The 13,981-nt window shown below is 39.5% G+C and carries 12 protein-coding genes; 7 read left to right on the top strand and 5 right to left on the bottom strand.

The features are described from left to right. Nucleotides 1–59: 59 nt before the first annotated feature. From yajC to adhE, 4 genes are all read left to right on the top strand, one after another. Nucleotides 60–470 carry a preprotein translocase subunit YajC gene (gene yajC / locus LI951_RS08265; protein WP_229441841.1) on the top strand — a complete coding sequence of 137 codons (411 nt, stop codon included), beginning with the start codon at nt 60–62 and terminating at the stop codon, nt 468–470. 200 nt (nt 471–670) lie between these two features. Next, entirely contained in the window at nt 671–958 is a 288-nt protein-coding gene (locus LI951_RS08260) for a post-transcriptional regulator (RefSeq protein ID WP_202064440.1), read from the top strand. Nucleotides 959–1,294: 336 nt separating this feature from the next. After that, nucleotides 1,295–1,552 carry a GNAT family N-acetyltransferase gene (locus LI951_RS08255; RefSeq protein WP_267491711.1) on the top strand — a complete coding sequence of 86 codons (258 nt, stop codon included), beginning with the start codon at nt 1,295–1,297 and terminating at the stop codon, nt 1,550–1,552. A 523-nt stretch (nt 1,553–2,075) separates the two neighbouring features. Next, nucleotides 2,076–4,673 (top strand): bifunctional acetaldehyde-CoA/alcohol dehydrogenase, encoded by a 2,598-nt coding sequence (gene adhE, locus LI951_RS08250; RefSeq protein ID WP_229441839.1) that lies wholly within the window; start codon nt 2,076–2,078, stop codon nt 4,671–4,673. 1,072 nt (nt 4,674–5,745) lie between these two features. Here adhE and LI951_RS08245 read toward each other — a convergent pair. Beyond that, nucleotides 5,746–6,414: a CPBP family intramembrane glutamic endopeptidase gene (locus LI951_RS08245; RefSeq protein ID WP_229441838.1), complete on the bottom strand. Its 669-nt coding sequence runs from the start codon at nt 6,412–6,414 to the stop codon at nt 5,746–5,748. Between the two features lie 923 nt (nt 6,415–7,337). Between LI951_RS08245 and LI951_RS08240 the strand changes: the two genes are divergently transcribed. The 3 genes from LI951_RS08240 to LI951_RS08230 all read left to right on the top strand — a co-directional run bounded on the left by LI951_RS08240 (nt 7,338) and on the right by LI951_RS08230 (nt 9,159). After that, nucleotides 7,338–8,513: an RtcB family protein gene (locus LI951_RS08240; protein ID WP_229441837.1), complete on the top strand. Its 1,176-nt coding sequence runs from the start codon at nt 7,338–7,340 to the stop codon at nt 8,511–8,513. 103 nt (nt 8,514–8,616) lie between these two features. Beyond that, entirely contained in the window at nt 8,617–8,973 is a 357-nt protein-coding gene (locus LI951_RS08235) for a hypothetical protein (RefSeq protein WP_229441836.1), read from the top strand. A gap of 12 nt (nt 8,974–8,985) precedes the next feature. After that, on the top strand, nt 8,986–9,159 hold the full coding sequence (locus LI951_RS08230; protein WP_229441835.1) for a hypothetical protein: 174 nt from the start codon (nt 8,986–8,988) through the stop codon (nt 9,157–9,159). Between the two features lie 408 nt (nt 9,160–9,567). Here the strand turns inward: LI951_RS08230 and fni are convergent, their stop codons facing one another. The 4 genes from fni to mvk are packed head-to-tail and all read right to left on the bottom strand — an operon-like array spanning nt 9,568 to nt 13,630. Continuing rightward, nucleotides 9,568–10,617 (bottom strand): type 2 isopentenyl-diphosphate Delta-isomerase, encoded by a 1,050-nt coding sequence (gene fni, locus LI951_RS08225; protein WP_229441834.1) that lies wholly within the window; start codon nt 10,615–10,617, stop codon nt 9,568–9,570. Further along, entirely contained in the window at nt 10,598–11,695 is a 1,098-nt protein-coding gene (locus tag LI951_RS08220) for a phosphomevalonate kinase (RefSeq protein WP_229441833.1), read from the bottom strand. The genes fni and LI951_RS08220 overlap by 20 nt, the downstream gene beginning before the upstream one ends. Further along, the gene (mvaD, locus tag LI951_RS08215; protein ID WP_229441832.1) at nt 11,688–12,689 is read right to left on the bottom strand and encodes a diphosphomevalonate decarboxylase; all 1,002 of its coding nucleotides are present in this window, start codon (nt 12,687–12,689) and stop codon (nt 11,688–11,690) included. Before mvaD ends, LI951_RS08220 begins: the two co-directional genes overlap by 8 nt. Continuing rightward, a complete protein-coding gene (gene mvk / locus LI951_RS08210) occupies nt 12,686–13,630 on the bottom strand; it encodes a mevalonate kinase (RefSeq protein ID WP_229441831.1) in 945 nt (314 codons plus the stop codon). Before mvk ends, mvaD begins: the two co-directional genes overlap by 4 nt. Nucleotides 13,631–13,981: the final 351 nt, after the last annotated feature.

Below are 13,981 nucleotides of genomic sequence, written 5' to 3'. Positions count from 1 at the left end.
GAATTGCAGTAAAATGCTAGTGTTATCTTGTATTATTTGTTACAGTTAAGAGTGATTATATGAACAGTGAGGTGAAAATAATGGGCAACGGATTTACTATGATTTTGACATTAGTCGTCTTAGGTGGAATGATGTTCTTTATGACTCGTTCTCAAAAGAAACAGCAGAAGGAACGTCAGATACTTTTGAATAGCATGAAAGTTGGCGATAAAGTAGTTACAATCGGTGGTTTGCATGGTGTTGTTTCTGAGATTGATTCTGTGAATAAAACAGTTTTTATTGACTGTGAAGGAATTATTTTAGAGTTTGATCATAGCGCTATTCGAACAGTGAAACCAAATACTACTTCAACTTCGGAACCAATTGAACAAATGGAAGAACCGGCTGCAGTTGTTTTGGAGAAAGAAGAAACGATTACAGATATTGATACGGATGATAGTACTGAAGAGCAAGAGGAAACAAAAGAATAGTCGTTGCATAAAGGAGCAAGTTCGTTTTCAAGCAGTTTTGTATGCTTGGAATGAGTGTGAATGAGAAGACAGGAGGGGATGAACAGTCATAACGGCTGCCCTATCCTCTTAAAAGCCGAATAGGCGACGAGACAGAAGGGGCTCTATAGCGACCTCTTCTGTCTCGAGCTCTTTTTTTCACTGGAAGTTTTTGGGAGGGGATTAAGATAGAAAAGTTATCCTGGCATCAAAAGGTGCTTTTGTCTAAAGAAATAAAAATGAAATGCCGCTCCTTTCATGAAGATGGGTACAATGCTGTGGATGAAGCGCAGCTGCTTAATTATTTGATTGCATATCGCTGGAAGGACAAGGCGAAATTATCAATTAAAGAATGCAAAAGTGACATTTTACATATTCAGCCAAATGATTTTTTTGATTATCAGCAGCTGATGGCACAAACCAGTCCCTTTCGTTTTAACGACTGGAAAGATATTCAAGATCTTTTATAGCCGGACGGATGAGTTGGACTGGAATTTTATTTATTGATTGGTTGTTCTCCAGTTGAGCAGAAAGAGGCTGCTGTTGGAACATAGGACTGTTTATTCAACAATAGATATAAAAAAAGAATATATACGATCAGGCGGTGAGAGGACTGTCTGATCGTTTTTTTTAGAGAGGAAAATAAAAATGACAAATTTAATTAAATAAACGCTGCAGCTGTCGTCTCCAGAGGACTTTCAGCAACAGCGTATAAAAGCAGGACTATCTCCAAGAAATCCATAATATATCAGTAAGGCATTACAAAACAGTTATTGCTGTGTTACTCTGTGGCAGGATGAAAAAAACTGGTTGGTACGGGACGAATTATCGGGGATGGAGGGACTGTCTATCAGGTAGTGGACATTGCTGTTGACCCTGAGTATCAGGGAAAAGATCTGGTAAAACAGATTATGGCAGAACTGAAGTGTTATATTGATTCAGAGATTCCTGACGAAGCATATGTCAGCCTGATTGCAGATGGTCAAGCCAAATGTTTATATTGTCAGTTTGATTTTGAAGAAACTATGCCTAAATCAGAAGTCATGTATTATAAAAGAACATGAATTACGCAATAATATGCCTTTATTGTGGAATATTGAGCAATCGGAAAATAAACTTTATTAAAAAATAAAAATAGACAACTTACTTATAAGATGTGGGTGGGACAAAAACGATCAGTTCCGAGAATTAAGAAGGAATATCCGAAAATTGTCAAGGAACACTATTCATAGAATGAATAGCTGTGAATTGATACTTACCTGGAGTTTCTCATATTTTCAGGATAGTTAGGCTTAATTCCGAAGGAGTTGCTCCTGCGGTTACTCGTCGCAAAAAGAATTTTTGCTTTTATACCGCCGTTTATTCGGGGTTAGATACGAAGAGAGTTTGGAATTTTATTTCTGGCCTACGCTCGTTTGTCCTTATTATTATAATTCTTTTGTTGCGAAAACATTTAGATAAATAATTTTTTTGAAACTGTGAAAAAAATCACAAAAAACTGTTTACAAGAGAAAAAGAATGTTGTATGATATGAATGTGAAATAGTTAACAAGAAACTTAATGATAAATTATTTTAGGAGGATTACAATGGCAAAGACAAAGAAAAAAGAGGAAGCTCCGGTAACTGACGTTCAAGCGATGATCGACGAGCTTGCTGCAAAAGGGAATGTAGCTTTAAAAGAAATGGAGAGCTTCGATCAGGAAAAAATTGACCATATCGTTCATGAAATGGCAATGGCTGCTTTAGATCAGCATATGCCTTTAGCTAAAATGGCTGTTGAAGAAACAGGTCGTGGTATCGTAGAAGATAAAGCAATCAAAAACATGTATGCTTCAGAATATATCTGGAACAGCATTAAGCACAATAAAACAGTTGGCGTAATCAGTAATGATGAGCAAACAGGTTTAATTGAAATTGCCGGACCAGTCGGAGTTGTTTGTGGAGTTACTCCAACGACTAACCCAACATCAACAACTATCTTTAAAGCAATGATCGCTTTGAAAACAGCAAACCCAATTATCTTTGCCTTCCATCCAAGCGCTCAAAAATGTTCAGCTGAAGCAGCTCGTATCGTTCGTGATGCAGCGATTGCAGCAGGTGCGCCTGAAAACTGTGTACAATGGATCGAACAACCATCAATTGATGCAACATCTATGTTGATGAATCACCCTGGTGTTGCAATTGTATTGGCAACTGGTGGTCCTGGAATGGTTAAATCAGCCTACTCAACTGGTAAACCAGCTTTAGGTGTTGGTGCCGGTAATGTGCCAGCATATATTGAAAAATCTGCAAAAATCAAACGTGCAGTAAACGATCTGATCGTTTCAAAAGCTTTCGATAATGGTATGATTTGTGCTTCTGAGCAAGCAGTTATCGTAGATAAAGATGTATATGCAGCAGTTAAAGCGGAATTCGAAGCGCATCAAGTATACTTTGTTAAACCAAATGAATTACAAAAACTTGAAGACGCTGTAATGAACGAAGGCAAATACGCAGTAAACCCTGCAATTGTAGGATATTCTGCTGAACACATCGCAAAATTAGCTGGTATCAAAGTACCTGCCGGAACAAAAATTCTAGTTGCAGAACTTGAAGGTGCCGGACCTGAATATCCGTTGTCACGTGAAAAACTTTCTCCTGTATTGGCAATGATGAAAGCAAAAGATTCAGCTCATGCGTTTGATCTTTGTGAAGCAATGCTTGAATTAGGTGGACTGGGACATACAGCAGTTATCCATACTGAAGATGAAGATCTGCAAATCAAATTCGGTATCCGCATGAAAGCTTGTCGTGTATTGGTTAACTCTCCATCTGCTGAAGGTGGTATCGGTAATATCTACAACGAAATGATTCCTTCATTGACATTAGGTTGTGGTTCTTACGGTAAAAACTCAGTTTCTAAGAATGTATCTGCAATCAATTTGATCAATATCAAAACTGTGGCGAAACGGAGAAATAATATGCAATGGTTTAAATTACCACCAAAAATTTTCTTTGAAAAGAACTCATTACAGTACCTGCAAAAAATGGAAAATGTTGAACGTGTTATGATCGTTTGTGACCCGGGGATGGTTCAATTCGGTTATGCTGATACCGTTCGTAAAGAATTACAAAAGCGTAAAAACGATGTGAAAATCGAAGTATTCTCTGATGTGGAACCTAACCCATCTACAAATACTGTTTATGCCGGAACAAAAGTTATGGCTGACTTCAAGCCAGATACAATCATCGCTTTAGGTGGGGGATCTGCAATGGATGCGGCGAAAGGAATGTGGATGTTCTATGAACACCCAGATACTTCATTCTTCGGCGCGAAACAAAAATTCCTGGATATCCGTAAACGTACGTACAAGATCGACAAGCCTGAGAAAACTCAGTTTGTATGTATCCCTACAACTTCAGGTACTGGTTCAGAAGTAACACCATTTGCCGTTATCACTGACAGCGATACGCATGTGAAGTATCCATTAGCTGATTACGCTTTGACACCGGATGTAGCAATCGTTGACCCTCAATTTGTTATGTCAGTTCCTGCATCAGTAACAGCAGATACTGGTATGGATGTATTGACACACGCGATCGAATCTTATGTGTCTGTTATGGCATCAGATTACACTCGTGGATTGAGCCTGCAGGCAATTAAATTAGTCTTCGACTATTTAGAAAAATCAGTGAACACTCCTGATATGGAATCTCGTGAAAAAATGCATAACGCTTCTACAATGGCTGGTATGGCATTCGCAAACGCATTCCTGGGAATTTGTCACTCAGTAGCACACAAAATTGGTGGAGAATACGGTATTCCTCACGGACGTACGAACGCAATTCTATTGCCTCATATTATCCGTTATAATGCCAAAGATCCTTCAAAACATGCTATGTTCCCTAAATATGACTACTTCCGTGCAGACACAGATTACGCTGACATTGCGAAATTCCTGGGTCTGAAAGGTAAGAACACTGCAGAATTGGTTGACGCACTAGTAAATGCTGTTGCTGACCTGGGTAAAGCAGTAGGAATCGACATGAGCCTGAAGGCACAAGGTGTAACTCAGGAAACATTGGATTCTACAGTAGATCGTATGGCTGAACTGGCTTATGAAGATCAATGTACAACTGCCAATCCTAAAGAACCATTAATCAGTGAACTGAAACAAATCATCATTGATGCATACAATGCATAAAAACTAATATACGGACCTGTTCGGAGAGAAATCTCTGGGCGGGTTTTTTTATGTTAACATTGACTGGTGTATTGACCAAATTAAAAGTAAATTATGATTTTAATCCAAGGAATGTGCAGCCATGAGACTACTTGACATGAGACGAGCATCCGAAGAAATGTAGAAGCAAGTTCTCACATGACCATAAGACATGCGCCGAGCATTCAAAGAAGTGCAGAAGCAAGTTCTCACATGACCATAAGACATGCGCCGAGCATTCAAAGAAGTGCAGAAGCAAGTTTTTAGATGACCATAAGACATACGCCGAGCATTCGAAGAAATGTAGAAGCAAGTTCTTACATGACCCATAAGACATGCGCCGAGCATTCGAAGAAGCGTAGAAGCAAGTTCTTACATGACATAAGACATGCGCCGAGCATTCGAAGAAGCGTAGAAGCAAGCCTTTAATACAGGTTTAAAGCTGTTTGTTCTTGTCATTGAAGCATACAGGTTAATACTTTCTATCATTGAACATCATTTATAAACTATCTTCTATTGTAATTTAAAATTTGGTTAGTGCACTAGAATATTTCATGTTTTTAACTGCTGATATTTTTTAGTAATCAAGATGAACAATTGAAGAAATTTGAAAAAGATTGAGACGCTTGGATTATTCTGGCTGGTATCTGTGGAGGTTATTATGCCAGTGATTCTTTACTTAAGTTTCTCATACAGCAGAATGTAAGATGAAGCAACGTTACAAAGGTGCAGCTTTAGTGAAACTGATTTGGTTGGATGACTTCTATTGGGAAACACAGAATTTTTATCTGTATGACCTGGTTTATAAGGTAAACAGATACTGGAATGCAGAAGGACAGCGGATTTTTTCCGCTGTCCTTCTGCATGTTTTTCTAATTATCGATTCGTTTACTAGGGTGTGTCTGGAAAGTATAGTGAAATCTGAATTTTCCAGAAATTTTTGGTGGAAATCTAGAAAGAAAGCGCAGGTTATGTGGTGCATAGGCGAGAATTTCTGACGACGAGTTCCAGAAAAATAGCGGAAATATTCGTCACTCATGTTTTCAGACACGTCCTAAAACAGATTAAACAATGCAATTGCTGCAATGGCATTATTGACAAAATGGACGGCGATAGCCACCTCAAGTCGTTCTGTTTTTTTGTATGCATAAGCCATGATAAAGCCCAGCAATGCATAAATCATAAATTCAATAAGTGTAGTTGCTGAATGCATTAGTCCAAAGATGATTGAACTTACAGCCAGTCCAATAAATGGATGCTCTTTAAACATTAAGCCCATAATCCCGCCGCGAAATACGATCTCTTCCATAATCGGTGCAGCTACAGCAATTAACATGAAAAGAAGAATCGGACTTTCTCCAGAAAAAATTTTGCCAATTAATTCATCATTCGCTGTTGTTTTCTGTCCGTAAAGCATTTCTCCAAGGAAGGTACCTCCAATAACTACCACTCTTCCTGCTATATAGCACAACAGAATAAATCCTATATTTCTTTTAGTCAGCCAATCCCATTTAAAGTTGCACAATCCCAGCTTTTTTGCCAACTGCATTGTGATCACAATGGTGGCAACGGTGATAATAATTGTAATAAAAGTATTCATCGGAGAGAGAGAAGTCTGTCCTCCTATAAGGGTAAAGCCTTTGATTATGCCAAAAGCAGTTGTTCCAAGCTGGCTTAAAATAAAAAGCCCAAAAACGATTAAACTATTCCTTAAAAATTTCATTTTTTCCTCCTAAATAATTGAAGGCAACTCAAAATATATTTACCTAAAACCTCCAAATTCTTGATATACGAGGATTCATAACCTGATAGTGGTTCCCTCTCTTTGTAACTAGGTGGTGAAGTAAACGTTTTACACTGAGCCGCATGGAGCTGCAATTCTGGTGTGTTTCTTTGCGGTACTTTTTATTGCTGGAATGCTCAAGGGTGAAGGCTATCTGTCAAGTGTACCAGTTATTTAATTGGTTAGTTTTTCATAGATTCTTTTGAGTTGCCTAATTGAAACCAATATCTAAGTTTAGCAAAAACAAACAGTACTTATCAAGTTAATATTTAAAGAAGAGGGGAAAAAATAAATTAAAATAGATTGGAAACTGTGAGTAGAATGTTATTTTTTTGTAGTGAATTCCCGAAGAATGAGCTGTGAATCTTTGGAGCAGGAAGAAAATAGGCTGCTTATACAGCTTCCACAGCCATTTATGTTTGTCTTTAAATTGTTATTGACATAGCAGGCGCTTACATGATACGATGAACGAAATAGTGATCAAAAAGAAGCTGCTTTTTGATCATCATCTGTTTTACTGGAAATGATATCAGACAAATAAATGAAAGGAGAGAGCATAATGATGAATTTGACTCGTGTTATTATTGAATTGAAGAATGGTTGTGTGGTTGATGTTGCTATGAATGTGTGTAAGAATCATCTTATGCGTTCTTTGTTAACAGTATAGATTTGTCTGTTTTCAGATAGATAAACCGCCATTCATTTCTTTGATAGGCGGTTTTTTGGTGCGTTTCAGTAAGGATTAATAAATATAGCGGAGGTGTTGCCAGTGAGCGGAAAAAAGAAAGAATTCAGAATAACTAAATAACGGGAACGTAAAACATTTTGCGTTCCTGGAAAATTAAAGAAAATGAGGAATCAGAATGTTAACAATACAAGGAAAATATAATGAAGCAACAATTTATACAGATCAGGTCAGTGAAGGGACGATTGGTCAGATTATAGGGCTGTGCAATCAGCCGTTTACGAAAGGAAGCAAAATCCGAATTATGCCCGATACTCATAGCGGAACAGGCTGTGTAATTGGTACAACTATTGAAATAGGTGATAAAATTGTTCCGAATTTAGTCGGTGTGGATATCGGCTGCGGGCTTTATGTTGTGAAGCTTAAAAAGAACTGCAAATTAAATTTTGATAAACTGGATCGAATTATTCGATCTAAAATTCCCAGTGGACATAAAACTCATTCTCAACCAATTTGTTCGTTCGAGCTTGGCGAAGTTCATGCGCCTATTCATAAAGGCTGGGCTTTGAGGAGCTTGGGTACGCTTGGCGGTGGAAATCATTTCATTGAAGTCAATGAAGGCAAAGACGGCTGCTATTTAGTTATTCACAGCGGCAGCCGCATACTTGGAAAGGAAATCGCTGAACACCATCAGGAGGTTGCTTTCCAACAGCTGTCACAAGTGAGAAAAGAATTGAAGCTGGAAATGAAAAAGGCACAGGGATTTGGTGATTTAAGTAAAGCAGAAGCACTGAGAGTTGAAAGAGAGACTGTAAAAATACCGTATGAATTGTCCTATTTAACTGGACGAACAATGGACCATTATCTATCGGATATGAAAATTGCTCAGGCGTATGCAGCTGAAAATCGCAGGTTGATGGGTGAAATCATTTTAAAAGGAATGAAGTGGAAAAAGTCTGTGATTAAAGACTTTGACTGTCCGCATAACTATGTGGATTTAGAACATGGCATTCTTCGTAAAGGAGCTGTTTCAGCGCAAAAAGGTGAACAGCTAGTTATTCCTTTGAATATGAAAGACGGCAGTATTATCGGAACAGGCAAAGGAAATCCAGAATGGAATTTTTCGGGTCCTCATGGAGCGGGAAGACAAATGAGTCGTTCAGAGGCAAAACAAAAAATCAGCTTGGAAAGCTATCAGTATGTCATGAAAAATATCTGGACGACCTCTGTATCAAAAAAGACAATTGACGAGGCCCCAAAAGCTTATAAATCAGTAAAGCAGCTGCTTGAGGATATCCAGCCTGCTGTCAATGTACAGGAAATTATTCAGCCGTTGTACAATTTCAAAGGATGAGCATCAATCATTGTGTTTCTAATTGGCAGCTGAAAATTCAAAGATTGCGAGCTGGAAGCTGCATTAGTGATTGAAGATATAGCCCATTGGAAAGAGGGAAGAAATGGAACAGACGAAAATTATTATGAAAAAGAGATTGGTAATTGCAGATCAGGATAAATATAGTAAAGGGAATGAAATGGTTTCCTTAAAGGATGTCAATAAAGAACAAATACAGCAGTTAAGCCGCCAGCTATGGCGTTCTTTTAAAAATACACCGGATGATCGAGGCGAGAGTTTGTCGGATTGGGAAAAAGAAGTTTCAGAAAGCTTTAAGGGAAAATACGGTGAGCTTCTCAGAACATATTCTTTTATTTCTAAAGATACTGAGTCAGACCAAGTCTTGGGAACTGCAATTGTTTCACTGTTCAGAGAAATTCCGCTGCTAATTTATCTGGCTGTTGACCCGGATCGTCAGTGAGAAGGGCTGGCTGTGAAAATGCTGGATAAGGTAGTGGAGACAATGGTAGTTTCAGATGTGTACAAAGAGTTGTATCTAGTTGTCATACCAGAAAATCACAGAGCGAAGGAAATCTATGAAAGATATGGCTTTTTAACTGTCGGCAGCAGCTGGGATGAAGTATTGAACAATATGAGAGGCAGCTGAGCTGCTTCTGTGGTTACTCGTAGCAATCTTTTATGTACCGAGTAGCCACAGGGATATACAAAGACTGGAGTACTGTTTGTTCGACTTTAGGAGGCTGGGACATACTAATGTCAGGTCTCCTTCTTTTATTATAGAGCAAATATCAGTTATACAGACTAGCATATCTGCATGTAAAATGATCAAAAAAGAAGGTCACCGGATATTTCCCTATTTGAACATAGTTTTCCTTTGTTACGTGAATGGTTTGTGTAAGCTGATTGGTTAGTATATTTCTGGTATTCTGTGTAATAAAAATAGAAACAACGAATAGTGAGACAGATAAGATAAGTGTTTTCATTAATAGAGAAACGACCTTCAGATGTTCGCCATTGTTCCAGCATCTGAAGGTCGTTTTGCTTTTCATTTGTTTTAAGAGCTTCGTTGAGCAAAATGCTGATAGGGAATACCTCGACTTTCACACCAGTCAATGATGGAACGATCGAAGATGATGTCAGCAGTTGCAAGTGCTGATGTATTATTTTTACCAAGAAGCGTGTAAAGCATTCTTATTTCAGCTTCCCATTGTTGAATCAGGTCAATGGTTGCATCTACACCGTCAGATAGTAAATGCTTGAGGATCGTGCCGGAAATACCGACACTTTTTGCTCCCAAGCTTAACGCTTTAACAACATCTAGAGAATTCCTTACACCTCCGGATGCGAGAATAGTCAGCTCCTTTTGAAAATTACCAGATTCCAGCAGTGAAATGATAGTGGACTGACCCCAGTCATTTAGAAAAGTCAGCTCTTGTTTTTTTCTGCGTGCATTTTCAATTTGAGTGAAACTGGTTCCGCCCTGACCGCTGACATCTACTGTCTTGACTCCAGCAGCAAGCAGCTGTTCCAATGTTTCACTGCTCATTCCAAAACCAACCTCTTTAACAATCACCGGCACATTTATCGAAGCTGTAATTTCCTGGATAGTTTCCAGCCAACCGGCAAACTGTCGATCGCCCTCTGACATAACCAGTTCCTGTGGTGCATTGACATGAATCTGCAGACCATCAGCACCAAACAGATCAATGGCCCGCTCAGCATCTTCTAAAGAAGTTCCGGCACCAATATTGGCAAAAATTTTTCCCAGCGGATTTTCTTCCCGAATAACGGTATAGGTATCTGCTAAAGCAGCGTCTTTAAGTGCTGCGCTCACAGATCCTGTTGCAACCAGTACACCGGTTTCTCTGGCAATTATTCCCAGCTGCTGGTTAATTTTCTTAGCCCGTTCACTTCCGCCGGTCATCGCATTGATATAAAACGGCTGGGGAAAAGTCATCTGACAAAAAGAAGTGGAAATATCAATTTTTTCAGTACTTGTTTCAGGAAAAGAATGATGAATAAACCGCAGATGATCAAAATCATTTTCCCTTTCTTTATGAAAAGCTTTTGCCAACGATAAATGCTCATCTTTTCGATTTTTCATATTCTTCTCCTCCATAAAAATAGACATGCAGCGGCAGCGGAGTAATTCCTTGTGTTTCCCAGGCATTAATTAACGGCAGAATACCAGAATTTTGTTTAAATAATACGATGCCGCAATCGCCTCCGCCTGCACCGGAGGATTTAGCAGCACCACCAAATGTTTCTGCCAAATCACAGAGCCTTTTAAGAGCAGGTGTTTCAATAATAACACTGGTAAGAGAGGTTAGCTGTTGTAGCAACTGTCTGTTTTCTCTTAATGCGCTTTGAATGGCAGTCAGATCATGGCGTTTAAATCCCTGAATCATTTTTTTTACACATTCTTTACTCTTATCTAAAAAAGAATGATAGGATAATTCTTTGTCTCCTTTTGACTGATGGACCTGATCCACCAAGTCAGAAGTAGATGCGGGACTTCCTGTCCAACCAATCAGAAGTCGTAAGTTTTCCGGCACAGGTAATGGTTCGATCATCAGACTGGGCCAGTCTTTTGTCAGCAGCTCGCGTAAAGACACGGATTCGAGCTGCTGCTGTACCCATTTACGTTCAAAGGTGGAAAAGGCAATCCAGCCGCCATAACAGCTGGCTGCAATATCTCCACATGAGCCATTTCCCTGAACAGATAAATGGGCAAGCGCAGAAAGCTTGAAAATTTGCTTGTTATCCAAATTTAAGTGATAGAACTGATTCAACACCTTAACTGTAGCTACAGTCACTGCTCCGCTGGAACCCAGCCCGTATTTGCGTCCATTGGCATTATCCAATTCACTGGTAACTTTCAAGTGGTAAAAAGAAAGCTTCATATTTTCTTCCTGTGCGAACTTTTCTGTCAAGCGAATAGCAGCGAGAATATAATGAAAAGGATTGTCTCTTGTATCCAATACCAGTTCATTTTCTTTTCTTGTCCAGCGGACTGGTATGGAGCGGTACTGTTCTGACTGAATACTGCCGTTTCCTTCTGCCTCGTCAAGAGTAACTGTGACAAACTGGTCGATAGCAACAATAACTGCCGGATGCCCGGGCTCAACAACTGCATATTCACCCGAGATAAACAATTTTCCCGGAGCTGAAATTTCAATCATGCGACAACGACCTTTCTGAAGATAGTATCTTTAAGCCTGGACCGGAATCAGCCAGTATCAGTTGTTTTTTATCAAAGTGCTCGGAAAAAAACTGAAACAGCTGCTCGCGATCTTTTCTTTGTACGAGGATTTTTACATTTGGACCGGCATCCATCGTGAAATAGCAGGGTATACCTTCAGTGCGGGCTCTTCTTACTAAGTTCATAACTTTTAAAGAATCTGGTGACCAGTAAGTAAATGGAGGGGTAGCCCCCAGTGTTGTTGCATGCATCCGTAAGGCATTGGCTTCTGCTGTTTTTCCAAGAGAAATAAAATCTTTGTTTTTAATCGCCTGTTTTGCAGCAGACAAATCATCAGCTGCAGCTTTCAGCCACCCCTCATAGAAAACGGAGGTTTCAACTGTTCGCTTCATCCCATCTCTGCTTGAAATATCTTTTTGTGCATCATTGACAAGTACGAAAAGCATGGACAGATCATTTTCCCATGAATCAGCCGGAATTTGTTCAGCATAGGACGTACTATCTGAGTCTCCTTGTTTCCATTCGGCAAAGCCGCCAAAAATACTGCGGCAGGCAGAACCTGAACCCCGTCTGGCAAGGATGGACAACTCTTTAGGTGATAAATCTAAATTAAGGGCAGCACTGCAGGCACCCGCCAAAGCCGCCAGTCCGCTGGCTGATGAGGCCAAACCGGCAGCAGTTGGAACGAAATTATGACTTTTGACATGAGCGAATAAATCTGTTTGATTGTTCTTTCGTACAATATCTAAAAAGCGGCTGATTTTTTCAGTCTGCTTTTCATTCTGCAGCTGATCGTTGAGATAAAACTGATCTTTTAGGAGTGCAGAATCAAAGGAAACAGTTGTCTCAGTATAGAAAGTATCTAATGTCAATGAAAGACTGCTATTCATCGGTAAAATCAGCTGGTCATCTTTCTTTCCCCAGTACTTAATTAAAGCGATATTGGTATAAGCTCTTGCTTTTCCGACTTTCATGCCTGTTCATCCTCCAATGATTGAATCCAAGTTGTGACAGCACCATTTTCTTTAAACGATGATGCAATCTTTTCAGCAGTTTCCTGTGAATTTGCCAATGCGATGACACAGCCTCCGCGTCCTCCCCCGGTTAGCTTGGCACCCAAAGCTCCTTGTATTTTTGCTGCCTGTATCAGCCGGTCAATTGCTGGATGGCTGACTGTCAGCTCAGATAAAATCTTTTGTGCCTGATCCATTGTCTGTCCCAGAAGTTGACTGTTTTCTTCCAGGATAGCATTGCGGCTTTCTAAGGTGAGCTCTCCGAGCTTCTGAATGTGAGAACTGGTCTCCTTATTGTTTAATTCGAATAGATGAGCAACATCCTGAACAGCTGCTCTTGTCTGTCCTTTGATTCCAGTATCTGCAACAATCAGAAAGGTGTTTTTCAGATTCATCGGAAAGGTCTGTAAAGGTTGGCCTTTGATAAAAAATAGAGGCTGAGATCCGCTTACAGCCGCCCCATCGATTCCGCTTGGATTGCCATGGGCAATTTTTTCGGAATGATTAATCAGCTCAGTCAGTTCTTCCGGCGTATAAGTGTAACCATAATAATCAAAGATGCTGCGTATGACAGAAACGGCTACTGCAGCACTGGAGCCCATTCCTCTTTCAGGAGGGATGGTACTGGTGATTGTAAAAGAAAAAAATTCCTTTTTCTTCAAGACATTCAGTGTTTGAGTTATCGCTTCCCGAATATTTTTTAATGTGGCGGGTATGTGGGAAATCGGTCCTGAATAATAGCTGCAGTCAATAGTCATCATATCAGAAGGGACAGAGGTCGTAGTTACATGAGCAGCGGGGAAAGGGAAAGCAATAGCCGGTTCCCCATAGACCACTGAGTGTTCACCGATTAAGATGATTTTCCCAGCAGCCTTGCCAATTCCTTGTTTAATTGTTTTCATTTATTTAACTTCCTTTAAGCATAGTAGTGAATAAAGTACAGAAATAGCTGAATGAATTAATATCAGGACGTATCTGAGAACTCTAGTGGCGAACGTCTTCAAAAAATAGATAGGAGTTGATTTTATTAAAAGAAAGAGTGTTCCCGCATTCTTCGTGTTGGTATATGCATACAGTTATCTCTTTATAACGGAATGAATTCTAACAAATTTATCCCTATAAAAGCTTCGCATACTAGCAATCTCTTAGTGGTGAACATAAATGGTTGCCTAGTTATTTCAATCAGAGCATTGCCTACCATCCTGTTAATGCTCCTAGATGAGTTAGCCTCTTCAAGGAATATTTATCGAGGC

The organism is Enterococcus sp. BWT-B8 (assembly GCF_020567625.1).
Taxonomy (GTDB): Bacteria; Bacillota; Bacilli; order Lactobacillales; family Enterococcaceae; genus Enterococcus_L.
Note: the sequence above shows the minus strand (reverse complement) of the source record. Positions and strands in the feature narration are given on the sequence as shown.